25 protein-coding genes are annotated in these 24,608 nt (G+C 63.2%); 15 read left to right on the forward strand and 10 right to left on the reverse strand.

Annotated elements, in window-relative coordinates; translation table 11 throughout:
* The first annotated feature begins 26 nt into the window (after positions 1-26).
* From ACODSR_RS16780 to ACODSR_RS16805, 6 genes are all read left to right on the forward strand, one after another.
* On the forward strand, positions 27-1,766 hold the full coding sequence (locus ACODSR_RS16780) for a PHA/PHB synthase family protein (protein ID WP_489077781.1): 1,740 nt from the start codon (positions 27-29) through the stop codon (positions 1,764-1,766).
* 129 nt (positions 1,767-1,895) lie between these two features.
* Positions 1,896-2,744, forward strand: coding sequence for a phasin family protein (locus ACODSR_RS16785; protein ID WP_489077782.1), 849 nt, complete (start codon positions 1,896-1,898; stop codon positions 2,742-2,744).
* A gap of 112 nt (positions 2,745-2,856) precedes the next feature.
* Entirely contained in the window at positions 2,857-3,264 is a 408-nt protein-coding gene (gene clpS, locus ACODSR_RS16790) for an ATP-dependent Clp protease adapter ClpS (RefSeq protein ID WP_489077783.1), read from the forward strand.
* A 115-nt stretch (positions 3,265-3,379) separates the two neighbouring features.
* Positions 3,380-4,879 (forward strand): catalase, encoded by a 1,500-nt coding sequence (locus ACODSR_RS16795; protein ID WP_489077784.1) that lies wholly within the window; start codon positions 3,380-3,382, stop codon positions 4,877-4,879.
* A 140-nt stretch (positions 4,880-5,019) separates the two neighbouring features.
* Entirely contained in the window at positions 5,020-6,807 is a 1,788-nt protein-coding gene (locus ACODSR_RS16800; RefSeq protein WP_489077785.1) for a sensor domain-containing diguanylate cyclase, read from the forward strand.
* An 89-nt stretch (positions 6,808-6,896) separates the two neighbouring features.
* Entirely contained in the window at positions 6,897-7,274 is a 378-nt protein-coding gene (locus ACODSR_RS16805) for a MerC domain-containing protein (protein ID WP_006959143.1), read from the forward strand.
* Between the two features lie 180 nt (positions 7,275-7,454).
* Here the strand turns inward: ACODSR_RS16805 and glpX are convergent, their stop codons facing one another.
* Entirely contained in the window at positions 7,455-8,438 is a 984-nt protein-coding gene (gene glpX, locus ACODSR_RS16810) for a class II fructose-bisphosphatase (protein WP_489077834.1), read from the reverse strand.
* Positions 8,439-8,554: 116 nt separating this feature from the next.
* On the opposite strand from glpX, the gene ACODSR_RS16815 reads away from it, so the two are divergent.
* Positions 8,555-8,980, forward strand: coding sequence for a hypothetical protein (locus ACODSR_RS16815; RefSeq protein WP_489077786.1), 426 nt, complete (start codon positions 8,555-8,557; stop codon positions 8,978-8,980).
* A gap of 6 nt (positions 8,981-8,986) precedes the next feature.
* Here ACODSR_RS16815 and ACODSR_RS16820 read toward each other — a convergent pair whose 3' ends face one another.
* Entirely contained in the window at positions 8,987-10,291 is a 1,305-nt protein-coding gene (locus tag ACODSR_RS16820; protein ID WP_489077787.1) for a homoserine dehydrogenase, read from the reverse strand.
* 85 nt (positions 10,292-10,376) lie between these two features.
* Positions 10,377-11,249 carry a hypothetical protein gene (locus ACODSR_RS16825; RefSeq protein ID WP_489077835.1) on the reverse strand — a complete coding sequence of 291 codons (873 nt, stop codon included), beginning with the start codon at positions 11,247-11,249 and terminating at the stop codon, positions 10,377-10,379.
* Between the two features lie 253 nt (positions 11,250-11,502).
* Here ACODSR_RS16825 and ACODSR_RS16830 point away from each other — a divergent pair, with 253 nt between their 5' ends.
* The 5 genes from ACODSR_RS16830 (at position 11,503) to ACODSR_RS16850 (ending at position 14,587) form a co-directional block, all read left to right on the forward strand.
* Positions 11,503-12,159, forward strand: a complete 657-nt coding sequence (locus tag ACODSR_RS16830; protein ID WP_489077788.1) for an energy transducer TonB — start codon at positions 11,503-11,505, stop codon at positions 12,157-12,159.
* 72 nt (positions 12,160-12,231) lie between these two features.
* Entirely contained in the window at positions 12,232-12,987 is a 756-nt protein-coding gene (locus tag ACODSR_RS16835) for a MotA/TolQ/ExbB proton channel family protein (protein WP_182913875.1), read from the forward strand.
* 118 nt (positions 12,988-13,105) lie between these two features.
* A complete protein-coding gene (locus tag ACODSR_RS16840) occupies positions 13,106-13,594 on the forward strand; it encodes an ExbD/TolR family protein (RefSeq protein WP_489077789.1) in 489 nt (162 codons plus the stop codon).
* 24 nt (positions 13,595-13,618) lie between these two features.
* Complete coding sequence (locus ACODSR_RS16845) at positions 13,619-14,041, forward strand: ExbD/TolR family protein (RefSeq protein WP_489077790.1); 423 nt, start codon at positions 13,619-13,621, stop codon at positions 14,039-14,041.
* A gap of 216 nt (positions 14,042-14,257) precedes the next feature.
* Positions 14,258-14,587 (forward strand): PilZ domain-containing protein, encoded by a 330-nt coding sequence (locus ACODSR_RS16850; protein WP_294133066.1) that lies wholly within the window; start codon positions 14,258-14,260, stop codon positions 14,585-14,587.
* A gap of 17 nt (positions 14,588-14,604) precedes the next feature.
* Here the strand turns inward: ACODSR_RS16850 and ACODSR_RS16855 are convergent, their stop codons facing one another.
* A complete protein-coding gene (locus ACODSR_RS16855; RefSeq protein ID WP_489077791.1) occupies positions 14,605-16,392 on the reverse strand; it encodes an ABC transporter transmembrane domain-containing protein in 1,788 nt (595 codons plus the stop codon).
* A 107-nt stretch (positions 16,393-16,499) separates the two neighbouring features.
* Here ACODSR_RS16855 and dgcA point away from each other — a divergent pair, with 107 nt between their 5' ends.
* On the forward strand, positions 16,500-17,477 hold the full coding sequence (gene dgcA, locus ACODSR_RS16860; protein ID WP_489077792.1) for an N-acetyl-D-Glu racemase DgcA: 978 nt from the start codon (positions 16,500-16,502) through the stop codon (positions 17,475-17,477).
* Between the two features lie 6 nt (positions 17,478-17,483).
* Here dgcA and ACODSR_RS16865 read toward each other — a convergent pair whose 3' ends face one another.
* The 5 genes from ACODSR_RS16865 to ACODSR_RS16885 all read right to left on the reverse strand — a co-directional run bounded on the left by ACODSR_RS16865 (position 17,484) and on the right by ACODSR_RS16885 (position 21,877).
* A complete protein-coding gene (locus ACODSR_RS16865; RefSeq protein ID WP_489077793.1) occupies positions 17,484-18,635 on the reverse strand; it encodes a mechanosensitive ion channel family protein in 1,152 nt (383 codons plus the stop codon).
* 20 nt (positions 18,636-18,655) lie between these two features.
* The gene (locus ACODSR_RS16870) at positions 18,656-19,636 is read right to left on the reverse strand and encodes a DNA topoisomerase IB (protein ID WP_489077794.1); all 981 of its coding nucleotides are present in this window, start codon (positions 19,634-19,636) and stop codon (positions 18,656-18,658) included.
* An 81-nt stretch (positions 19,637-19,717) separates the two neighbouring features.
* A complete protein-coding gene (locus ACODSR_RS16875) occupies positions 19,718-20,398 on the reverse strand; it encodes a hypothetical protein (RefSeq protein WP_489077795.1) in 681 nt (226 codons plus the stop codon).
* Complete coding sequence (locus ACODSR_RS16880) at positions 20,395-21,762, reverse strand: putative O-glycosylation ligase, exosortase A system-associated (protein WP_489077796.1); 1,368 nt, start codon at positions 21,760-21,762, stop codon at positions 20,395-20,397. Before ACODSR_RS16880 ends, ACODSR_RS16875 begins: the two co-directional genes overlap by 4 nt.
* On the reverse strand, positions 21,755-21,877 hold the full coding sequence (locus ACODSR_RS16885; RefSeq protein WP_275402208.1) for a hypothetical protein: 123 nt from the start codon (positions 21,875-21,877) through the stop codon (positions 21,755-21,757). The genes ACODSR_RS16880 and ACODSR_RS16885 overlap by 8 nt, the downstream gene beginning before the upstream one ends.
* A gap of 91 nt (positions 21,878-21,968) precedes the next feature.
* Between ACODSR_RS16885 and ACODSR_RS16890 the strand changes: the two genes are divergently transcribed.
* Together ACODSR_RS16890 and ACODSR_RS16895 are read left to right on the forward strand one after the other, a co-directional pair.
* Positions 21,969-23,195, forward strand: coding sequence for a TIGR04063 family PEP-CTERM/XrtA system glycosyltransferase (locus ACODSR_RS16890; RefSeq protein WP_489077797.1), 1,227 nt, complete (start codon positions 21,969-21,971; stop codon positions 23,193-23,195).
* Between the two features lie 59 nt (positions 23,196-23,254).
* Positions 23,255-24,118: a hypothetical protein gene (locus ACODSR_RS16895; RefSeq protein ID WP_489077836.1), complete on the forward strand. Its 864-nt coding sequence runs from the start codon at positions 23,255-23,257 to the stop codon at positions 24,116-24,118.
* A 4-nt stretch (positions 24,119-24,122) separates the two neighbouring features.
* On the opposite strand, the gene ACODSR_RS16900 is transcribed toward ACODSR_RS16895, so the two are convergent.
* Entirely contained in the window at positions 24,123-24,494 is a 372-nt protein-coding gene (locus tag ACODSR_RS16900; RefSeq protein ID WP_489077798.1) for a hypothetical protein, read from the reverse strand.
* Between the last annotated feature and the right edge of the window lie 114 nt (positions 24,495-24,608).

A 24,608-nucleotide genomic window follows, 5' to 3' on the forward strand; every position in this document is an offset into this window, starting at 1 on the left:
ACGATGCCAGGAGGAGCAGGGTGGCCATGGATAAAGCCGACATCATCGAGCCGCATCTGCCCACGCTGGAACAGATGCAGCAATGGACCCATGCGATAGGCCAGGCCCAGCAAATGATGCTGGAGCAGGCGGCAGGGGCGGCGGGCCAGACCCTGCCTTTCTCGCCCGAAGCAGTGGCGCGTATCCAGACGAGTTTTGCCGACGAAGGGCTGGCGATGTGGCAGCGTTTCCTCGATTCGGGCGGCATGTTCCGCGACAAGCCCGAACCGGCCCCTGCAAACAGCCCGGCAGCGGCCAAGGACCGCCGCTTTGCCGATCCGGCCTGGACCCAGCACCCCTTTTACGACCTGATCCGGCAAAGCTATCTGCTCGTCTCGGACTATATGCTGCAACTGGCCGATGCGGTCGATGGCGTGGACCCCAAGCAGAAGGCCAAGCTGCGCTTTGCGACCAGCGGAATGCTCGATGCGCTCTCGCCCTCCAATTTCCCGCTGACCAACCCGACGGTCGTTGAAAAGACGATCCAGAGCGGCGGCGAAAATCTGGTCAAGGGTTTGCAGCATATGCTGGCCGATCTGGAAAAGGGCCAGCTGACCCACACCGACGGCACCCAGTTCGAGCTGGGCGTCAATATCGCCGCGACGCCGGGCAAGGTGATCCACGAAACCCCGCTCTATCAGCTGATCCATTATGCGCCGTCCACGCCGGACGTGCTGGCGACCCCGCTCATCATCTTCCCGCCATGGATCAACCGCTTCTACATCCTCGACCTGTCCCCGCAAAAAAGCTTCGTCAAATGGGCGGTGGATCAGGGGATCAGCGTGTTTCTGGTGTCGTGGAAGTCCGCCGACGAGTCGATGAAGGATTTGATCTGGGACGATTATATCCTGCGCGGGCAGGTCGACGCGATCGACACGGTGCGCGATCTGCTCAAGGTGCCCAGCGTCCACACGATCGGCTATTGCGTCGCGGGCACCACGCTGGCGGCGACGCTGGCGCTGCTGGCTGCGCGTGGGGAGGGGGACAAGGTGGCGAGCGCGACCTTCTTCACCGCCCAGGTCGATTTCAGCCAGGCGGGCGACCTGACCCTGTTCATCGACGATGAGCAGATGAAGCTGGTCGATCAGCTGTCGTCCAAGGGATTTCTCGATGGCCGCTACATGGCGCTCACCTTCAACCTGTTGCGCGGCCGCGACCTGATCTGGTCCTATGTCGTTAACAACTATCTGCTGGGACAGGATTATCCCCCGTTCGACCTGCTGTACTGGAATGGCGACACCACCAACCTGCCCGCGCGCTGGCACAAAGATTATCTGACCCAGCTTTATCGCGACAATCTGCTGGTTGTCCCCGGCGCCATCACGATCGACGGTACGCCGATTGACCTCAAAAAAATCATGACCCCTGCCTATGTGCAGGCGGGCAAGGAGGACCATATCGCCCCGCTGGAAAGCGTGTGGAAACTCACCGAGCAATTATCGGGACCGATCCGCTTCCTGCTCGCCGGGTCCGGCCATATCGCCGGGGTCATCAATCCTCCGGCGGCGCAGAAATATCAATATTGGGCTTGCGACGACTGCCAGCCGACGCTCGATGCTTTCCTTGCCGCAGCGCAGGAAACCAAGGGCAGCTGGTGGCCCGACTGGCGCGCCTGGATCGAGCGACTCGATCCGCACACCGTCCCGGCCAAGGGCGCACGCCAGCCAGGCAAAGGCCGGCTCAAGGCGATAGAGGACGCACCGGGCCGCTACGTAAAGGGCCGTTAAGCCCGCATTTTCCAGCCCTTGCGACCCTCCGCCGTCAGACGGAATGACGGTTTTGTTGCAGTGCACAATAAGTCTTGCAATCACTTTGCGAAATGATTATTGTGCACTGCAACAAATGGAGAAAAGTCCATGGCCGTAACACCCAAGACCGGACGCAGCGCCCCGCGCGCCAAAAGCGCATCGACGACCTTGTCGGCCAGCGAAGCGCTCAAGGCTGCCGAGGCGGCGATCGCCCCGACACCCAAGAAGCCGACCGCACGCAAGGCGACGGCATCGAGCGTCAAGGCAATCGACGCCAATCCGTCCGCGATCGTGGCGGCGACCACCGCCGTCGATGCGCCGCCGCTCCCGGAGCCGGTTGCTGAGCCGGTCGTGGAAGCTGAACCAGTGGTCGACGCGCCTGTAGCCGCCGCGCCGCAGCAAGCCCCGGCCGAACCCGAAATGACCAAGAGCCTGCCCAAGCAGGCCGAACCGTTCGCAATCAATACGCTGTCCGCCATAGAAGGAACTAAGACGATGAACGACGTAATCGAAACCGGCAAGAAGTTCGCTGAAGACGCCAAGGCCAAGATGGAAACCGTCTATGCCGACCTCAACGAAAAGGCGAAGGCCAGCGTCGAAAAGTCGACCAAGGCGATCGAAGAGCTGAGCGACCTGGCCAAGGGCAATGTCGAAGCGCTGGTCGAATCCGGCAAGATCGCGGCCAAGGGCATGGAAACGCTGGGCCAGGAAGCCGTCGATTACAGCCGCAAGAGCTTTGAGAAGGCGACTGCCTCGTTCAAGACCTTCTCGACCATCAAGACGCCGACCGAATTCTTCCAGCTGCAGAGCCAGCTGTTTTCGAGCAGCTTCGATGATTTCACCAAGGAAGCCGCCAAGAGCAGCGAAGCGATGATGAAGCTGGCCGGTGACGTCGCCAGCCCGCTGACCGCCCGCGTGACCCTGGTCACCGACAAGGTGAAGTCGCTCGCCGCCTAAGCGATCGGACTTGCCGCATCAGGGGCGCGCCCTCCATATCGGAGGGCGCGCCCTTTTGCTGTCTGCAAAATAGATGGTTACCACAGGCGCATGTCCCCGCGGACCCCTTGCCATGCAGCGACAAATCGCCATATTCTCGCCCATCATGACCAGTATTTTGACAGCATCGATGATCCCCGTGACGATGACGGGGGAGGATCGCGACGATCCGGGCGATGGCACCGGTCCCAGCGTCGGCATTGCCACGCGCACCCGCACCCGCACGAAAAAGCCGTCGCTCTACAAAGTGCTGATGCTCAATGACGATTACACGCCGATGGAATTCGTCGTGCATGTCCTCCAGCAATTTTTCCGCATGGATATGGAGCAGGCGACTCGCGTGATGCTGCATGTTCACCAGCGCGGCGTCGGCGTGTGCGGTATTTTCAGCTATGAAGTGGCGGAGACCAAGGTCAATCAGGTGATGGATTTCGCCCGGCAAAACCAGCATCCGCTGCAATGCACGCTGGAAAAGGCCTGATGTCGGCCTTATCGGATTTACCGTAAAATTCGATCAGTCAGCACATTTTAATTAATTTCACCGGAACTTGAAGGCGGCTTATCCTTTCTCCATTCGCTAGACGAGGAGCAAGATCATGGCCGACAAGCCCATCATGACGACCAGCGGCGGCGCGCCGATCGCCGACAATCAGAACAGCCTGAGCGCTGGCCCGCGCGGCCCGCTGCTGCTCCAGGATTATCAGCTGCTCGAAAAGCTGGCCCACCAGAATCGCGAACGCATCCCTGAGCGCGTCGTCCACGCCAAGGGCTGGGGCGCGCACGGAACGCTGACCATCACCGGCGACATCAGCGCCTATACCAAGGCGAAGGTGCTGCAACCGGGCGCGCAGACGCCGATGATTCTGCGCTTTTCGACCGTGGCTGGCGAAGCGGGTGCGGCGGATGCCGAACGCGACGTGCGCGGCTTTGCGATGAAATTCTACACGCCTGAAGGCAATTGGGATCTGGTCGGCAACAATACGCCGGTCTTTTTCGTCCGCGACCCGCTGAAATTCCCCGATTTCATCCATACGCAAAAGCGCCACCCGCGCACCAATTTGCGCTCGCCCACGGCTATGTGGGACTTCTGGTCGCTCAGCCCGGAATCGCTGCATCAGGTAACGATCCTGATGTCGGACCGCGGCCTGCCCACCGACGTGCGCCACATCAACGGCTATGGCAGCCATACTTTCAGCCTGATCAATGACGCCAATGAGCGGTTCTGGGTCAAGTTCCACTTCAAGACGATGCAGGGCCACAAGCATTGGACCAATGAGGAAGCGGCGCAGGTCGTGGGCCGCACCCGCGAATCGACGCAGGAGGATCTGTTCGAGGCGATAGAGCAGGGCGACTTCCCCAAATGGAAGGTGCAGGTTCAGATCATGCCCGAACTGGACGCGGACAACACGCCCTACAATCCGTTCGACCTCACCAAAGTGTGGCCCCATGCCGACTATCCGCCGATCGACATCGGCGTGATGGAACTGAACCGCAACGCCGACAATTATTTCGCGGAGATTGAGCAGCTGGCGATGTCGCCCTCCAACATCGTGCCGGGCATCGGTTTCTCGCCCGACAAGATGCTCCAGGCGCGCATCTTCGCCTATGCCGACGCGCACCGCCACCGCATCGGCACCCATTATGAGGCGCTGCCGGTCAACGCCCCCAAATGTCCGGTCCATCATTATCACAAGGACGGGGCGATGCGCTTCACCCCCAATAATCCCAATCCGGCGGCCTATTATGAGCCGAACAGCTTTGGCGGGCCGGTCGAGGACAATAAATATCTGGAGCCGCCGCTGCGGATTTCGGGCGATGCAGACCGGTGGAACCACAGGGAGGGCAATGACGATTTCAGCCAGCCACGCGCCCTGTTCGAACTGTTCGACGCGGGCGAGAAGGAACGGTTGTTCGCCAATATCGCCGCGGCCATGGGCGACATCCCCGACTTTATCGAGGAACGTCAGTGCAAGCTGTTTGATCAGGTTCACCCTGATTATGGTGCGGGCGTGCGCGCGGCGCGGGCTACGATCAAGGATCGCAATCCGTCCATCTCCGCGCCGACCGACCCGCTGCTTTCGGATGCCTCGGCCTGACGCCTCGGCCCAGCTTTGAAATACTCGACCCCGGCGCGAAAGCGCCGGGGTTTTTGCGACGCTATTACAGCGGCCTTTCCCGCCATTACGGGCAAATGGTGAGCAAATATTAAGGATGCGGCGCTAGCCTCCTTGCCAACATGCAACGGTCCGCCCTTCGTCACTCCTCATCGATATTCGCGCCGGTCATCACCGGCAGCGTCTACTTCGTCGTGGCGACGCTGGCGCTGCTGCTCTCCCGCTTTGAAGGCGGGCTAGCCTTCATCTGGGGCGCCAACGCTTTCCTGATGGCCGAACTGCTGACCTCGCGCACCCGCTACTGGCCGCGCGCCATCATCGCCTGCGCCATCGCCAGCGCCATGGCCACCGCCCTGTTCGGCATGGGACCGCTCGCCGCCATCCCGATGGCGGCGATCAATATCGTCGAATCGCTGATCGTTGCGATCATCTGCCGTCGCTTCGTGCCGGATCGCCGGATTATCGGCGCGATCCGCCCGCTTATCATATTCATCATTGCCCTGTGCGGCGTCGCCAATGTCATCGCCGCTGCCATGGCGGCGATCGTCGCCTCTTTCCTGACGCCGGTGCCGTTCGGCGCATCCTGGCTGCAATGGTATAGCGGCCATGTGCTGGGTGGGCTTACGTTTGCGCCGATCCTGATCCTGTTCTTGCAGGGCGAATGTGGCCGCTGGTGGCGCGATACGCCGGTGCGGGCGAAGGTCGAGACCGTCGCATTGCTGGCGCTGTTTGCGCTTTCCATGGTCCATATCTTCTTCTGGGCGCGTTTCCCGCTATTGTTCGTGTCGTTCCTGCCGCTGGTCCTGATCGCTTTCCGCACCGGGCAAATGGGGGCGGCAGCGTCCATCATCATCCTGGCGGTGATCGGCGGGGTGGCGACCATGCACGGTGTCGGCCCGATGACCATGCTGCCTGGGTCGACGGGTATGCGGGTCCAATATTTTCAATTCTACCTCGCCCTCAGCTTCCTGATGAGCATGTTGGTCGCGGCGGAACTCAACGGTCGCCGCCGCCTGTTCCTGATGTTGCAGGATAGCGAGGCGCGCTATCGCGCCATTGCCGAACATAGCGGCGACGTGGTCCTCAACATCGGCGTGGACGGCATCATCCATTATGCTTCCCCCTCGGCCGCCGAACAGATTGGCTGTGCGCCCGAACTGCTGATCGGCCAGTCCGCCGCCAATCTGGTCGATCCGCAGGACCGCGCGATCGTCATCGCCACCCACCGCCGCGTTCTGGCGCATCCAGGCGTGAGTCAAACCGTGGAATTTCGCTCCCTCGTGTCCGACGGCGAACTGCAATGGTGCGAAATGGTCAGCCGCGCCGTGGTGGACGAACGCGGCGTGCCCGTCGGCGTCGTCAGCATGATTCGCGACATGTCCCGGCACAAGGCGCGCCAGCAGGCGCTGCAACAGGTCGCCGCGCGCGATTCGCTGACCGGCGCAGACAGTCGCCGCGCCTTCCTCGACAAGCTGGAAGCGGAAATATTACGCGCGCGTCAGGGCGCGCGGTCCTGCCTGTTGCTGATCGACATTGACCATTTCAAGGCGGTGAACGACTGTTACGGCCATGGCGCAGGGGATCGGGTGCTGAGCGCCTTTGTCGAACGGCTGCGGCCGGGGCTGCGGACCATTGACAGTATCGGTCGTCTGGGTGGCGAGGAATTTGCGATCCTGCTGACTGACAGCGACATTGATCGTGCCAGCATGATCTGTGAACGGCTGCGCGCCCGTATGGTCGATCCGATCCCGGTCGGGGAGGCGGACGGCGAGGCTATCTCCGTCACCTTCAGCGCGGGTCTGGTCAAACTGGACGGCGAATCGACGCGATCGGCGATGCTCGAAGCAGCGGACAAGGCGCTCTATCGCGCCAAGCATAGCGGCCGTAACTGCCTGCGTCTGGCGGCTTAGGCGCGATGGAGGGCAGGTTCGCGCCCGTCCATAAAAACATCCGATGATATGTTGTAACTTATGATCGACTGGCCTATGTAACGGCCAGCATGTCGCAGTCCCTTCGCCACTTCCTCTTGTCCGGCCGTCTCGATCGTTTCGCGATCGCGCTGTCGGGCCTGTGCCTGGCGCATTGCTTCGTGACCGCCGTGGTGCTGGGCCTGCTGGCGACGGCGGGCGGCATTTTTGAAAGTCCGATCTTTCATGAAGCCGGACTGGTGCTGGCCATATTGCTCGGCGCAATCGCGCTTGGCCATGGTGCGATGGTCCACCGCTTCATGATGCCCGCCGCGATCGGATCGCTGGGGCTTGGGGTGATGGCAGGCGCGCTGACCATGGACCATGGCTGGCAGGAAAGCGTCTATACGCTGATCGGCGTCGGCATCCTGGCGCTGGGCCACGACCTCAACCACCGCGCCGGGCGCTAGAGTGTGAAGCCTTACGGTTAAAAACCCCAGTCTCCGTTCGTTTCGAGCGAAGTCGAGAAACCTGTACGCGACGTTTCTCGACTTCGCTCGAAACGAACGGGGTAGCTTGTCTCCATCGGCCCCAACCCACAAAAAAGGGAGCCGGTCGGCTCCCTTTCACTATGTCCGGCTCACTGTCGCTTAAAGCGGTTTGTGGTTCAACCGATGCTCGCCCTTGACCCAGCGCACCGTGCCGGTGCTGGCGCGCATCACCACGCTTTCAGTTGTCAGCTTGCCGCCGGGCAGCCGCTTGACCCCGTCGAGCAATGACCCGTCAGTAACGCCGGTGGCGGCGAAGATGCAGTCGCCCTTGGCCAGTTCCTTCAGGTCATAAATCTTGTCGAGATCGGTGATGCCCCATTTGCGCGCGCGCTGCTTCTCATCCTCATTGCGGAACAGCAGGCGCCCTTTGAACTGCCCGCCAACGCAGCGCAGCGCGGCGCAGGCCAGCACGCCCTCAGGCGCGCCGCCAGACCCCATATAGATGTCGATCGTGGTTTCAGGATCGGTGGTGGCGATCACGCCGGCCACGTCGCCATCGGGGATCAGCATGATGCCGCAACCAATCGCCCGCAGTTCCGCGATCAATTTCTCATGACGCGGGCGGTCCAGCACACACACGATAATGTCGGCGGGTTCCACGCCCTTGGCGGCGGCCACCGCCTCGACATTCTCCTTCGCCGAGCGGGCCAGATCGATGATCCCATCGGGATAGCCCGGTCCCACCGCCAGCTTGTCCATATAGACGTCGGGTGCGTTGAGTAGTCCGCCTTCTTCGGAAATGGCCAGCACGGCCAGTGCGTTCGGCCCGGCCTTGGCGGTGATGGTGGTGCCTTCCAGCGGGTCGAGCGCGATGTCGATTTTGGGGCCGGAGCCGATCGCATTGCCGACCTTCTCGCCAATATAGAGCATCGGCGCCTCGTCGCGTTCGCCTTCGCCGATGACGACGGTCCCGTCCATATAGAGGTCGTTAAAGGCAAGGCGCATGGCCTCGACGGCGGCAGCGTCAGCGGCCTTTTCATCGCCCCGGCCGATCAGCTTCGACGCGGCAATGGCCGCCGCTTCGGTAACGCGGACCATTTCCAGCACCAACACGCGATCCAGCGTCGAACTTGCCTGCACCATCTTCATTCCTCTGCCTTTTCTTATGGGCTGAGCGGATAGGCTGTTGCCCCGTACTTGTCGAGCAGGGAAGGGGAGTGGCCATTATGCAGCCATGTTTCCATGGTGGATTGGGTGCAATGAAATCCCTGGCCAGCCTCCTTATTCTCCTCTTGCCGTTAGATGCGCACGCGGCGGACGAAGCGTTGATGGCTGCCTATCGCGCCAGGACTCAGGTGGTGAAACCGTGCGACCGCAGCGGCAATGCGATTGTCGTGTGTGGGAATCGTGCCGAACGCAATGGGCGCGAACGCCTGCCCCTGCCGCGCGAATCTACACAGGGCGGTGTCGTGAGGGGGGATGCACCGCGTGCATCGGCAGCGGCGGTACGGCAGGGAAGTTGCGGCGTGACCGGCGGGCAGGGGATGGGATGTGTCGGTGGTCTGTCGCTGTTCAAGGTGGCGGACGTTGTGCGCAAAAGCGTGACCGCGATCATCGATCCCGATGTCGACCTCTCCGCGCCGCCGCCGCTCCCGGACCGTTTCAAGGGCGCCGGGCAGCATTAGGACCGCTCAATCCAGGATATGCATCACCATCGGCGTACCGAGCAGGCTTTCCGATCCGGCAAGCCGCTCCAGCGTGTCGCGGATGCAGCGTTCCTCGCCCGCATGGGTGACGATGGCGACCAGCACGCCATCCTCCTGATGCGCGCCGCGCTGGATCATGCTTTCGATCGATACGCCCGCGTCGCGAGTGGCGGCGGCGATTTCGGCCAGCACGCCGGGGCGGTCCTGCACCATGAAGCGCAAATAGGTGCGGCCCACCCGTGCGCCTGCATCGGCAGTATTTTGCGGGGTCAGCGCGGCGACCGGCATGGCAAAGGCGTCGCCATATTCGTCGCGCGCGACGTCGATCAGGTCGGCAACCACCGCCGACGCCGTAGGGCCGTCGCCTGCGCCGCGTCCTTGAAAGAAGAGGCGGCCGACGAAATTCCCTTCGACCACGACGGCGTTCAATGATCCATCGACATGGGCCAGCGGATGATCGAGCGGCACCAGCATCGGGTGCACCCGCTGGAACAGCCCGTCTGCGCCATTCTGCGCCATGCCAACCAGCCGGATGCGGAAGCCCAGCGCGGCGGCTTCGGCAATGTCAGCGGCAATGACGTGACGGATGCCGGTGGTCGCGACCGCGGCGAAATCCAGTTCGGTGCCGAAGGCCAGGCTGGCCAGGATGGTCAGCTTGTGCGCGGCATCAACCCCGTCAATGTCGAAACTGGGGTCGGCTTCGGCATAGCCCAGTTCCTGCGCTTCCTTCAGCACCTCGCCAAAGCCCCGGCCTTCCTTCTCCATCGTCGTCAGGATGTAGTTGCAGGTGCCGTTGAGGATACCGTAGACGCGCGAAATCTCGTTCGCGGCGGCGCCTTCGCGCATCCCCTTGATCACCGGGATGCCGCCTGCGACCGCAGCTTCATATTTCAGCGCAATGCCGCCCTTTTCGGCAAGGCGGGCCAGGTCCAGCCCATGATGGGCGAGCATCGCCTTGTTCGCGGTGACGAAGGGCTTGCCTGCGGTCAGGCAGTGGCGCGCCAGCGTCAGCGCCGGACCGTCCGACCCGCCGATCAGTTCGACGACGACGTCGATGTCGTCGCGCGTGGCCAGGCTGTTCATATCGTCCACCCATTCATAGGGGGACAGGTCGACGCCGCGATCCTTGTTCCGGTCGCGCGCGGAAATGGCGACGATCTGGATCGGGCAGCCCGCGCGCCGGGCGATCAGGTCGCCATTGGTGTTGAGCAGCCGGATGACGCCCCCGCCCACCGTGCCGAGGCCGACGAGCGCGACGCGCAGCGGGGCATGGCGGTGCAGATTGGTCATGGGGACGTCTCTCTCTCTAATCGGCGCAGGTGATGAAGCCCGCGCTGATAGCGACAGGTGCGCGCCCGTCCAAGCAAAAGCTGTATCAGGTGGGCGTCCGCGTCCGCCCGCACGGCCCCAGCGCATCAATCACTAGCCTGTAGTCGGCGCGCGCCGCTTCGGCATCCTGCACGGACAGGGTGCGCACCGCGCGGGCGGGCAGGGCAGGGGGCAACGCGCAGGCAAGGCGATACCAGAGCAGGCTGCCGGGAACCGGTGGGCGCGCGGCTTCGTCGACAATCTCGCCCAGTGCCACTGCCCAGCGGGGAGGTTCACTTGGCCGCCGGAGAATCGAGAGCGACACCGGATCGCCATTCTCGGTGCGCAGGAAAATTTGCGTCTCGCCCTCGCCCGCCACCGTGCCCGCGACATGGAAGGCATCGCCCAGCCCCAGGATGCGCGGCGGGGCATCGCTCGCGACCAGTGCCGACAATATGCCTTTGACCCGGTCGATTTGAGCGGGGGTAGCCGGAACCTGCGCGTCACGGGCAACCAGCTGAATCTGGCCGGGCCGACTGCCGGGCCGCGCGAACAGGATGACCTGTGCTTTCTTTAGCTTGGGCAATTTGCCCCGCGCATCGATCGGGGCATCATAGAGCCAGCTGACAAGGGGGGTGATTCCCGCCTCACCGCGAATCAAACCCGTCACATCGCCCTCGATAAACAGCCGTTTATAGCCTGCAGGAACGTCTCCGGCCTGTTCGGGCTTCAATGTGATGATGTTGCGGATTCGCACATGGGCCACCAGCGGCGCATTGTCCGCCAGGTCTACAATGTCGGCATAGGACAGGGCGGTCGCCGCAACTCTCGATTGCGCTGTCACCGGCGATTGTTGCGCTAAAGCAGGGAAAACCGGGAGATTTGCGGCTGAAATGAGGCATGGCAGCGCGAGCCGGCACAACAGGGTGGTGGATTTCATCATCAGCTTCGTCCTATGTTTTTGGCTCGTGGCAAGGATGTCACAGGCAAGTCATTCCGCTATGAAATGGTAACCGCAAATGAACATATCGATAAAGCGTTTGCGTGCCACGATGTGCCGCGATAGGAGTTTGCACGGTAGCAATTGGACGGACAGGGGCCGAAGGTGGCCGGGGTAGCCCGGTCGGCTTGGGTCGTTTTTGGCTGATTTGTATAAACCACTGGTAAGATGAGTTAAGGAGTGTCGTTGCCGAATGGCCTATGCTGACCACTCGCAAGGATCGAGTCGGACTGTCTCGATCATCATCGTCGCCCTGATTCACGCTGTTCTTGGCTATGCCTTCGTCACCGGTCTTGGCATGAAATATGTCAAAAAGGCGGCAGAACAGCTGAACGTGATCGACGTGAAGGAAGAGCCGCCGCCACCGGATGAGGAGCCGCCACCGCCGCCGCCAGACCAGCCGGTCGAGCCGCCGCCGGTAGTTGCCCCGCCGCCGATCGTGCAGACCCCGGCGCCAGCGCCGACCATGACCGTTGTTCGGACACCCCCTCCGGTGTTCAATCCGGTTCCGGTCGCCGCTCCACCGCCACCGCCACCGCCGCCGCCCGCTGTCGCTGCAAGCCGCGCTACCCCGCGCAGTTCGCCTGGCAGCTGGCTCAGCGATGCGGATTATCCGAGCCGCGCCCAGCGCGAAGAACGCTCTGGTACGGCGGGTTTCCGCCTGCAAATCGGGCCTGACGGTCGGGTGACCGACTGCACCATCACCTCCTCGACCGGTCACTCTGACCTCGATGAGGCGACCTGCCGCCTGCTGCCGCGCCGTGCGCGTTTCAAGCCGGCCAAGGGTTCCGACGGTGCGGAAATGCCCGATACGTACAATGGCCGTATCACCTGGCGTCTGCCGGAATAATCCAAACGGGCAAGGTGCGCGCCCGGCGCCGTCTTGCTCTAGCTTGATCTCATTGAGAGGGAAGTCTTGAACATGTTGATGTATCTCGCAGCTGCGGCGCCGAAGCCGGAAAACCCCTATGGCCTTATGGAAGCTCTGGAACAGGGCGGCACGATCGCCTGGACCGTGTTCCTCATCCTGTGCGGCATGTCGGTCGGCACTTTCTACATTCTCTTCACCAAGCTGATCGAACAGCAGAAGGTGATCAACCAGGGTAAGAAGGTCCGTGCGACCTTCTGGCGCGCAGCCAACATCAAGGAAGGCTCGGCCAAGCTGGAAAAGAACTCCGCCTACAAGCAGATCGTCGATGACGGCATCAAGGCGCAGGAAGAACATACCAAGCTGACTGATCCGGTCGAAGCGCATGACTGGCTGCACGGTTCGCTCGGTCGTTCGGAAGCCGCGATCAACTCGTCGCTGGGCGGCGGTCTCGCCTTCCTCGCAACCGTGGGTTCGACCTCGCCGTTCATCGGTCTGTTCGGTACGGTTATCGGCATCTATCGCGCGCTGATCAAGATCGGTGCAGCCGGTCAGGCGTCGATCGACGCGGTCGCAGGGCCGGTCGGTGAAGCGCTCATCATGACCGCCCTGGGTCTGGCCGTGGCCGTTCCCGCGGTGCTGGCCTACAACTTCCTGCAGCGCCGCAACAAGTCGATCGCCGAACAGCTTAACGGCTTCACGGTCGATCTGCTGGCCTATCTGGTGTCGAACGGCGCGGTTAAGCCCAGCGTTGCTCCGGCTCCCGCCGCACCTGCTGCCAAGCCGGTTGCTGCGCCGACCAAGGCCTGATTGTCTTGAGATGCCGGCGCGGGAACGGGATGGCCGCTGCGACCATCCCGTTCCCCGCCGACCATGGGCCTCGTCGCGATGGTGAGGCGCCATCGACACCAATGTTAGGATATTATCAATGGCAATGAGTGTTGGCCCCGGCGGCGGTGACGACAAACCGTTGTCCGACATCAACACGACGCCGCTCGTCGACGTCATGCTGGTGTTGCTCATCATCTTTCTCATCGCGGTCCCGGTCGTCGTCCAGACGGTCGAACTGCAACTTCCCAAGGTGGCGTTCGAGCCGACCACGACGAAGCCCGAAAATGTCTCTCTCTCGGTCACTACCGGGTCGGATGGCAGCTGCGCTGTTTTCTGGAACATGACCAAGGTCGATTCCAGCGATCTGCTCAACCGGGCCGTGGCGAAGCTGGAATCGGATATCAAGAAGGCAGGCGGCGTCGAAAATATGACGCCCGAAGACATGCCAGAAGTGCATATCCGCGGTGACATCAACACCCCCTACCGGTGCATCGGTGGTACGATCTACACGATGCAGCGCGCCGGTTTCCCCAAGGTGGGCTTCATCTCCGAGCCGGAACCCGGCACGACGACGCAGCGCCTCTGACCGGCTGATTAAGGAGATTTCGCTATGGCCATGAGCATGGGTTCCGATGAAGGCGAACCGATGATGGAAATGAACACGACGCCGTTGATCGACGTCATGCTTGTTCTCCTCATCATGTTCATCATCACGATTCCGATCCAGACCCACGCGGTCAAGATCGACCTGCCGCAGAGCGCACCGCCGACGGATAGCCCGATCGATCCGGTGAAGAACAAGGTTGCCATCGACCCGGCCGGGATCATCACCTGGAACGGTTCGGCGATCGACCTGCTGACCCTGCGTCAATATCTGCAGCAGTCGCTGCGCCTGCCGGTCGAGCCGGAACTTCAGTTCCAGCCGAACGCGCAGACCCGTTATGTCACCGTTGATGAGGTGCTGGCGGAGATCAAGCGTGCGGGCGTGACGAAGCTGGGCTTCGTCGGCAACGAACAATATGGCAATTTCTAAACGCTGATTGTCCGCGCCTGCCAGTTTGTGTCAGGACTTCCCGTTTTTCCAGGCGGGCAGGGCGGCATCGGGATGGTGATAATGCCGATCTTTCAGGGGTCACCTTCGGGTGGCCCCTTTTTTTGTTCTCGCCTTTCGCGCATTCCAGACAGACTCTTAACCCTTTGCTTACGCCAATCGCCGATAATGGTGGCGAAGGACGGGCGATAGTGAGCCATGAGCGCCGAACGACAGACTGACTTGGATCGAAAAGCACGGCTCGCCGAGCGCGCCTATGTGCAGATCAGCGTCCGTGTGCGCCGTCCCGGTGAAACCTGGTTCAACAGCCGCATCGCGGACGTCTCCGTCACCGGCTTTCGTCTCCAGAGCTTCATGAAGCTGACCAGCGGCAGTGAATTATGGGTCATGCTGCCGGGCTTCGAGGGGCGTCGCGCCCGCGTCCTGTGGTCGCGCGCGCATGAGGCAGGCTGTGCCTTCGAACGCCCGCTCCATCCCGCAATTCTCGATCATATCATCAAGCTGAGCAGCGGCCCGGCGTTCGTCTGAACGGCGGCGGCCAAAGGTCAGGCGAGCGGCGCATCCTGAAACTGCAAACTGGCAAGGCGCGCATAAAGACCGCCCTGCGCGACCAGCGAAGCATGATCGCCCTGTTCGACGATCCGACCTTCGTCCAGCACGATGATCCGGTCAGCGGCGCGCACCGTCGCCAGCCTATGGGCGATGACGATGGTCGTGCGCCCCTCCATCAACCGGCCAAGCGCATCCTGCACCAGCCGCTCCGATTCGGCATCGAGCGCTGATGTCGCTTCATCCAGTAGCAGGATCGGCGCATCGCGCAGCAGCGCGCGTGCGATCGACAGCCTTTGCCGCTGCCCGCCCGACAGGCGGGTGCCCGCTTCCCCCATCGGACTGTCCAGTCCTTGCGGTAGCGCGCGCAGGAAGCCCTCCGCATTGGCGGCGCGGGCGGCATCCCAAATCTGCTCGTCGGACGCGTCCCACCGCCCATAGCGCAGATTGTCGCGCGCCGACGCGGCGAAGATCACGCTATCCTGCGGCACCATCGCCATCATCGCACGGATCGCTGCCGGATCAGCCTGTGGCAGTGGCACGCCGTTCAGCCGGATCACGCCCGATGCGGGATCGTAGAATCGCAACGCCAACTGGATCAGCGTCGATTTGCCAGCCCCCGAAGGCCCGACCACGGCCACCGTCTCGCCCGGCGCAACGTCGATCGACACGCCATTGAGTGCGGCCTGATCGGGCCGGGTGGGATAATGAAAATGCACATCTTCGAACGTCAGCCGCGCGCCATGTGCCGCACGCGGAAGCACGGTCGGGCTGGCGGGTGGCAATATGTCCGGCGTCGCTGTCATCAACTCATGCAGGCGACTGGCCGCCCCCGCGCCGCGCAGCAGATCGCCCCAGCTTTCAGAGAGCGATCCGAAGGCGCCTGCGACCAGTCCGCCGGTCAGCACGAACGCGGCAATGCTGCCCCCCGACAGCTTCCCCGCCGCGACGTCCAGCGCACCCTGCCACATCACCGCCGTGATCGATCCGAACACCAGCGATATTACCACCGCCGTCATGATCGCGCGCAACCGGATGCGCCGCCGCGCGGTGCCGAACCCGCTTTCGACCGTGGCGTCGAACCGCGCCGCCTCCCGCGCCTCCTGCCCGAACGCCTGGACGATCTTCATCGCCGCCAGCACTTCGTTGGTCACGCTGCCGACGTCAGCCAGCCGGTCCTGACTCGCGCGCGACAGGCTGCGCACCTTGCGCCCCAGACTGACCAGCACCAGCAGGATGATCGGGATACCCAGCAGCAGCATCGCCGCCAGCTTGGGGGCCAGCGCAAAGAGATAGATGAGGCCACCAACCCCGGTCACCAGATTGCGCAGCGCGATCGACACGGTCGATCCGACCACCTGCTCGACCACAGCGGTATCGGCAGTCATGCGCGACGCGATCTCGGACGGGCGGTTCTCCTCGAAGAAGCGGGGCGCCTGCCGCAGCAAATTGGCCTGGGTCGCGCTGCGAATATCGGCAACGACCCGCTCGCCCAGCCAGGACACGAAGTAAAAGCGCAGCGCACTGGCGATCGCCAGGATGATGACGATCAGCAGCAGATATTCGAACCAGCGGCTGATATCGCCCCCGCCCATAAAGCCCCGGTCGATCACCAGCCGGAAGCCGCTGGGGATGCCCAGCGTCGCGGCGGACGACACGATCAGCGCAGCCAGCGCGCCCGCGATCCGCCCCGGATAGCGTTTGGCGAACATCCACAGCATCGCCAGGCTGCCAAGCGCGGGACGGGCGCTGGCGCGCGGCGACGGGGTGGGTTGTTCCTCCATGTGCGGCGCTTAGCAGGCTGCCCGCCGCGCCTCAATGGGGCGGGGCTGGTGGCGTCCGCGACTTTCGCGCATAGGCAATCAGTCTTTTCACGCCATTGGAGCCAGCAATGATCCACCTATTGTCCGCGACCGTCGAACGCTGGCCGGTCGCAGGCGCGTTCATCATCGCTCGCGGGGCCAAGACGGATGTGGATGTGGTCGTCTGCACTGTGGGCGATGGCACCTATGTCGGCCGGGGCGAGGGGACGGCCATCTATTATGAGGGTGAAACGGCAGAAGGCTGCGCAGCCGCAATCCGCGCCTATGCTGGAACGTTCGACCGGCAGGCGCTATTGACGCAGATGCCGCGCGGCGCGGCGCGCAATGCGCTCGACTGCGCACTCTGGGATCTGGAGGCGAAGCGGGCAGGCGTACCGGTGTGGCAGCTCGCTGGCCTCAACGCACCCACCCCGCTACCCACCGCCTTTACCATCAGTCTGGGCGATCCCGCCACCATGGAGGCTGCCGCCCGCACGGCGGCGGGGCGCGGCTTTGCCCTGCTCAAATGCAAGCTGACTGGCGAGGGCGACCGCGCGCGCATCGCTGCCGTGCGGGCTGGCGCGCCAAACGCGCGGCTGATCGTCGATGCCAATGAAAGCTGGCATGATCTGGATATAGCCGCAGAGGCGCAGGCGCTGGCCGACCTTGGCGTCGAGATGATCGAACAGCCGGTGATCCATGGTCGGGAAGCGGCGCTGGCCGGGGTCCGTGCACCGCTGCCGCTCTGCGCCGACGAAAGCTGCCACACCAGCGCGGACCTTGATCGGCTGGGCGATTTCGACGCCGTGAATATCAAGCTCGACAAGGCCGGCGGCCTCACCGAGGCGCTGGCGCTGCGCCAAGCGGCGCGAGACCGGGGGTTCCGCGTCATGGTCGGTTGTATGCTCGGCACGTCGCTTGGCATCGCGCCCGCCGCGCTGGTGGCGCAGGGGGCGGACTGGACCGACCTTGACGGTGCGCTGTTGCTGGCGCGGGATCGCGACGGCGGGCTGGCGCTGGAGGACGGCTTGCTTCAGCCCGGCAGCCTGTGGGGCATGGGTGAATAGGCCGAGTCAGACCCGGCGCACGGGCTGAATTTCCGCATAGGGCATGATCATCTGTCCGTCCGGGGCGGCCGTGAAGGTCGTCTGGGTCGGATAGGCAAATTCAATCCCGGCCTCGTTAAACCGCCGCAATACGGCAAGCCCGACCTTGTGCCGCACCTGATAAATCGAATCCCAGTCTGGTAGATACACGTCGAACTCGACTTCAAAATCCAGACTGGACGCTCCGAAATTGACAAAGCCGGATCGGATGAACACGCCGTCATGCGCTTCGACAGTCTCACGCAATATAGCGGGGATCTGGTCGGCAAGCTGTGGCGGTGTTTGATAAATGACGCCGACGGCAAATTTGATGCGGCGGTGATCCAGCGTCAAGTAGCTGGTAATTTCCTTCTGCAACAAATTGGCGTTGGACATCACTTTCTTTTCGCCAGTGACGGCGCGTAATCGTGTTGATTTGAGGCCAATTTTTTCCACCGTCGCGGTCGTGGTGTCATAGGTGATCGTCTCGCCGCGCCGGAACGGCTTGTCGAAGATGATCGAAAGCGCGGCGAACAGGTCGGAAAATATCCCTTGGGCGGCCAGGCCAATGGCGATGCCGCCAATGCCGAGACCCGCAACCAAGCCGGTGACGTTGACGCCCAGATTGTCCAGCACAACGATAGTGGCGATCGCGAACAGGGCAAAGGTCACCAGCACGCGAATCAGGCCCATGGCGTTGGCCAGCGTCTCACCCTGGCCATCCTCCGCCAGCGTCTTTCGCTCGATCAGCCCCAAGATGATCTCCCGCGCCCAGATCGCGCCCTGCAACACGGCGGCGATGGTGAAGAGGAAGGCGATCGTCTTGAACAGTACCGCAGGCGGATCGGCGTAACCCGCGACCAGCTTGGCCGCGACCATTACCATGAAGAAATGCGATGTCCGCGCCACCGCCCGACCCAGCACATTGGCATAGCCCAGCGGGTCGCCACGGGTGCCACGCCACCTTTTCCCGAACGAGCGCAGCGCCGCCAGGACGAGGTAGATCAGAACGCCCGCGCCAATGGCGACGATGATCTGGACATAGTGAACAGCGAACCAATCGCTGGTCGATCGCCACATTTCGACGAAATCGGGGGCGCGCACCGGTGCGGCGGCGGCAGGTTCAGTTTTATTGGCCATGCTGGTCCCGTTAGTCTGTATCAGGCTAAAGTGTCGAGAAATGCGATGAGTCCGCGTTCCTCGCGGGACAGATAGCGTGTCTGACGCGGCAGGCGAAGCCCCGCGCGCCATGCGTCCTGCCCATCCTTGCACAGGTCGAGCAGGGCAGGGTGGATATAGCTTTTGCGGCTGATCGCGGGCGTGTTGCCCAGCGCAGCCGCCACCGGCTCCAGCAAGGCCTTCATTGACACCGGCCCGGCCGCCAATGTGGCAACCGCGACGGTCGATGCGCCCCAAGTGCGGAAATGCTTGGCGGTAAAGGGACCGCCCATGGCCTGCGCGATATAGGCGTTGACGTCGCTCGACGTGATCGGCCGCGCCTCGCCATCCTCGTCCAGATATTGGAACAGATGCTGACCCGGCAAATCCTGCACCTGCCGCACGAAGCGCAGCAGCCTTTTGTCGGTCAGCGTCACCTGATGCTGCTTGCCCGACTTGGCGCGATAGCGCAGCGTCAGCGCCTTGCCGGTCAGGTCGATATGGCGGCGGCGCAGGGTCGTCGCGCCGAAACTCTTGTTGGTCGTGGCATAATGTTCGTTGCCGACCCGCAAATGGCCGACGTCCAGCAGCCGCACGACAGCCGCGATCGTCCGTTCCTTGCGCAACCCGCGCCGTGAAAGGTCCGCCTCCAGTTGCGCGCGCAATTTGGGCAGGGCGCGACCGAAACCGGCACAGCCTTCATATTTCTGTGCCTCCCGGTCAGCACGAAATTCCGGGTGATAGCGATATTGCTTGCGGCCCCGCTCGTCATGCCCCGTCGCCAATATATGGCCATGGGGCATCGGGCAGAACCAGCAATCGCGATAGGCGGGCGGCAGGGCGATGGCGTTCAGCCGCCCAATCTCGTCCCGGTCGGCGATGCGTCCGCCATCGGGCTGGTAATAGCCCCAGCCGCTCTTGAGCGCGCGTCGCGAAATGCCGGGGATGCTGTCATCTACATGGATAAGGGGTTGGCTGGCCATATTGTCCTTCTCATGGCCAAAAACCCACCTTTCATCGCTTCGTTCCGCACTTCAGCAAGGCCGTGGCAGAAGTCGGAACCGTCACGGCCTGACCTGTGTGCCACCGCCCGCCCGCCACGGGACGGGGCGGCGGCGCAGCATCGAGACATGCGCCAGCGCGAGCGTTGCGCAGACGATGGCGGCAGGGAAGGCGACGGGCAGGGCGACAGGCCAAAGCACCGGTGCTATCGCCGCAGCTACCAGCCCGGCCAGCGCCAGCCCCAGCGCATGGGCCTCGCCATCGGGACCGCGCAACCAGAACAGGCAGGCGCTCATCCCGGTCATGAAACCGATCATGTAGCGGATCGTCTCGCCGACAGCGCTCAACCCGATCAGGATCAGCAATACCAGCACCGCGCCGACCACGCGCCGGGACAGTCGCGCCAGCACATGGGTGCAGACCGGATAGACCAGTAACTCGCACAGCGACGCGGCGATCAGGATCGCCTGCGCCCGCGCGCCATTGCCCGCGATCAGCGCGACGGTCGCCGCCGCGCCCCAGGGGATCAGTCGCAACGGCGCCATGCGGATATGGCTGATCCAGCTGCGCCAGCCATCGCGCATGTCCCAACGCCGGTCGGCCAGCCGCAACTGGAACGCGCCGATGATGAATAAGGCCTCCACGCCCCATGGCAGCAGCCCCGGCGCGATCAGTGGCGACGCCAGCAGCAGCCCCAGCAACAGGCCATGGACCAGCCCCAGCGCGCGCAGCTCGCCGCTCATGCCAGCGCCCCGCGCGACCGGTTCATCGCGGCGTTCAGGTCGAGCCGCGCCGCGGCCTTCCGCCTACGGCTCAGATAAGTGTCCAAACCGATCTGGAGCGCCAGCATCATGAAGATGAAGGGCTGATAGGCGATGCCCACGAACAGTGATCCGATCATATAGATGATATGCCCCTGTTGCAGCGCCAGCGCGAAGGGCGCGATCCACGCCTCATCCGGTCCCGCTCGTTTGCGATACAGGCGGCGGATCATTTCGGTACGGATGAAGCAGATGCCATGGATCAGCGCCCAGAGCAGAAAGCCGAAATAGCCCTGCTCACCCAGCATCTCGAAATAGGCGCTGTGATAGGCCCGGCCCTTGTCGGTCACCAGCCGCCGCTCGACCCGCTTGGCGTCGCCATCGCCCACTTCGCTCTGCGCGAAATAGGTAAAGCTGTTCTGGAGATAATTGTCGAAGCCGCCACCGCCCGGATGGGTTTTCACATAATCGAGCGTCCACATCCACACCGCCACGCGGGTGGAGGCGCTCTCGTCGCCCTGATGATTTTCGATCGTCTGCATCCGCTGGGTGAAGCTGGCAGGCAGGAAGGGGATGGAAACCAGCGCCGTCAGCAACATCAGCGGCCCATAGACGAAACGCCGGGGCGAGCGCACCAGCATCAGCCCGGCCAGAATAACGATGCAGACAAGGCCCGTGCGCGCTTCAGTGCCGATCGGCATCAACAGGCAGGCCAGGCACAGGCAGTAGCAAAACGCCTTCACCCGCCAGTCGTCCGGCGAAAAGATGGTGCCATGTCTGGACAGCCACAGGATCAGCGGGATCAGCGAAATCGCGACGCAGCTGATGATAGACCCTTCATATAGGCCGCTATTATTGTCGACCATCAGGTTCAGCACGCCATAGCCGCCGCCCGACAGCGCCGTTTTCATGCCGCCATTGATGATGATCGTGCTGGCGCACAGGATCATGAAAACCGTCATCGCCTCGATTCGCAGGCGCGTGCGGAGCGTGAGCGGCAGGAAGATGCCCGCGATGATCGCCTTCCACACCCAGTTCCATTTGGTCAGCGCCTCGGCGGGGAAATCGGCGGTCGCGGTGGTATAGCCGCACCAGATCAGCAGAATCAGCAGCAGCACCTGCCGCGCGGAAAAGCGGCAATCCTTCTTGTCGTCAATGACCAGCCACGCGCCCACCATCGCCGCAAAAGCGATGGCGGAAATCGGGATCGAATTGAGCAGGAAATAGGACAGACGCTGGGGCGATACGATGTCGATATAGGCATAGACCGCGACCAGCAGGAATGGCCGCCTAAGCCCCATCAGGAAGAATATGCCCAGAAAGGCGAGGAAGAACAGATCACGCATCGCGCGCGCTTTCCTCGACTGGCGGATCACGATCCAGATCGGCGCGCGGCAACAGCCGCCACGCGGCGAGCAGGATCACGCCATGGCTGATCAGCAGGGACAGGGTGTCGATCATTGCGTCTTGGTGGTTCCACTGGCTACCCGACCCTCCCTAACGCGACACAGTTGACGGGCCGTTAAACCTTTTGTGGTTAAGTCCATGGGCTATGACCCATATTCTTCATGTGCTGGACCACAGCCTGCCACTGCACAGCGGCTACACCTTCCGCACCCGCGCCATCCTGCGTGCGCAGCTGGCCAGGGGCTGGGACGTGCGCGGCATAACCGGGCATCGCCACAGCGCTTCGGGACCGCTGGAGGAGGTGATCGATGGCCTCCATTTCCACCGTACCCCCGGCGCGCCCGCCACCGGCAATCCGGTGCTGCGCGAATGGCGCGACATTGCCGCCCATGCCGACGCGATCGAGGCGCTGGTGCAGCAATGGCGGCCCGACATCATCCACGCCCATTCGCCGGTGCTGAACGCCATCGCCGCGCAGCGCGTCGCCAAGCGTCATGGCATCCCTTTAGTCTATGAAATCCGCGCCTTCTGGGAAGATGCGGCGGTCGGCAATGGCACCGGGACGGAGGGCAGCCCGCGTTACTGGCTGACCCGCCAGCTCGAAACCCATGCCGTGCGCAATGCCGATGCGGTCGCGGTCATCTGCGAAGGGCTGCGCAGCGATCTTGCCACGCGCGGCATCGACCCGGCCAAGATCATCGTGTCGCCCAATGGCGTTGATATGGACCAGTTCGGCACACCCGTGCCGCGTGACCCCGCGCTGACGGCACAACTCGGCCTTGAAGGGGCGGACGTCGTCGGCTTCATCGGCAGCTTCTATGATTATGAAGGGCTGGACGATCTGATCGCCGCGATGCCGCGACTTGTCCGCGCCCGGCCCAAAGCCAAGTTGCTGCTGGTGGGTGGCGGCCCGCGCGAACAGGCGCTGCGCGATCAGGCGCTTGCCTCCCCCTTTGCCGACCATATCGTCTTTGTCGGGCGCGTCCCGCACGATCAGGTCGAACATTATTATGCCCAGATCGACATATTGGCCTATCCGCGCAAGGCGATGCGGCTGACCGATCTCGTCACGCCCCTAAAGCCGCTCGAAGCCATGGCGCAGGGGCAATTGGTCGCCGCGTCCAGCGTGGGCGGCCACCGCGAACTGATCGAGGATGGTGTTACGGGCACGTTGTTCCCGCCAGACGATCCGGCAGGCATGGCCGCCGCGCTGGCAGGCCTGTTTGCCGATCGTAGCATCTGGGACGAACGGCGTGCGCTCGCCCGCGTCTTTGTCGAGCGCGAGCGTAACTGGTCGTCAAACATTTTGCGTTACGAACCTGTTTACCAGCGGCTGCTGGCGCGTCCTACCGGCACGCGCGCGGCGGCCTGAGCGAGGTTTGAAGAAGCAAAGTGGCCATGAAGGCAGCACAGACAAGGGGGATCGCCATCATGGCGCTGGGCGGCATGACCGCGGCGCTGTTGGTGCTGTGGATTCCGGTCGGGCTGATCGAAATGGTCGTGGCGTCAAGTGGCCTGTCGGAAAGTTTGCCCGCCGCCGCACCGCCGCTGGGGTTGAAAGCCCGACTGCTGCTGGCGGGCTTTGCCGCATTGATGGCGGTGGGACTGATGGGGATGATGCGCCGGCAGGACCGGCCAGCTGAACAAGAAGGACGCAGGTTGCGCGTCCAGGGAGCAAGAAAAATGGGTTTCGCCTTTTCCAAACTGACCGCGCTGGCGCGGGGACGTGTTGCCCCTGTCGATGACGCCATTCCGTCGCTGCGCCGCGCCGATGCGCACCCCGATGCGCCCGCCCGCGCGCCCATCTTTGCCAGCCGCGACTTCAACGGTATCGACATTTTTGCCCGCCCCGACGCGATCCGCAGGCCGCTGGTGATGCATCCCGAACCGGAGCAGGACGCCATCGTCCCGTCCGTCGGTCTGGTCATGCCCAGCGCGCCCTTGCCGATTGCCGAGGAAGAATTGCCCCTGCCGACCTTCCAGCGGCTCGCCGCGCCGCTGGTCGAACCAGACGTGGCGGACGAAGCGCCGCAAGACGCAGCGCCCGTCACGCCCCCGCTCCTTGATCCCATCCCGACCCAGGGTCTGTCGATCACTGAACTGACCCAGCGGCTGGAACGTGGCCTCGCCCTGCGCAGCCGCGCCCCGGCGGCGGAAACAGGCGCCGTGCGGGTCATCGCCGACATGCCGGTCACACCCGCCGTGCCGGTGCGCGACATGGTGGCGCAGGACGCCGACGATGCCCTGCGCGCTGCGCTTGGTGCATTGCGCAGCATGGCTGGCCGGGGGCGCTAACCCCTTACCAGTCCTCGATCGTCAGCGCGGACAACTCCAGCCGGATTTCATTCTCCTCCTCCCGCGTGTCGTCGATCGTGATGTCGGCGACGAAATGGCCAGGCAACTGCCATTCCGCGCTCTCTATGCCTTCGACAAAATCGCAGAGTCGCGTCGCGACCGTCGCGCCCGACAGGCGCAGCGCGATGACATGACGACGGCCCTCGAACAGGGCGCTGGCCCAGGGGCGGCTCACCGCGCGCTCGATCGTCGTCGGTGCGCCAGCGCGCTTGAGCAGTTGCCCCAGCAGACGCGGCAACGGGTCGCGCTGGGTTTTTCCTATCGGTTTGTTTCGGACCAGATTCTCAGGCCGAAATCCATGATGCACGCTTGTCATTGGCTGATGCTCCTGCGATATGTGTTCATGAAATGTTCTATTCGTCTCCTCACGCGGTCCCCCGGCTCGCGCCCTTGGCGCAGGTCGAAAACCAGCCGTGGATCGCGCGTGCTG

It is taken from the genome of Sphingobium sp. FG125 (assembly GCF_057809795.1).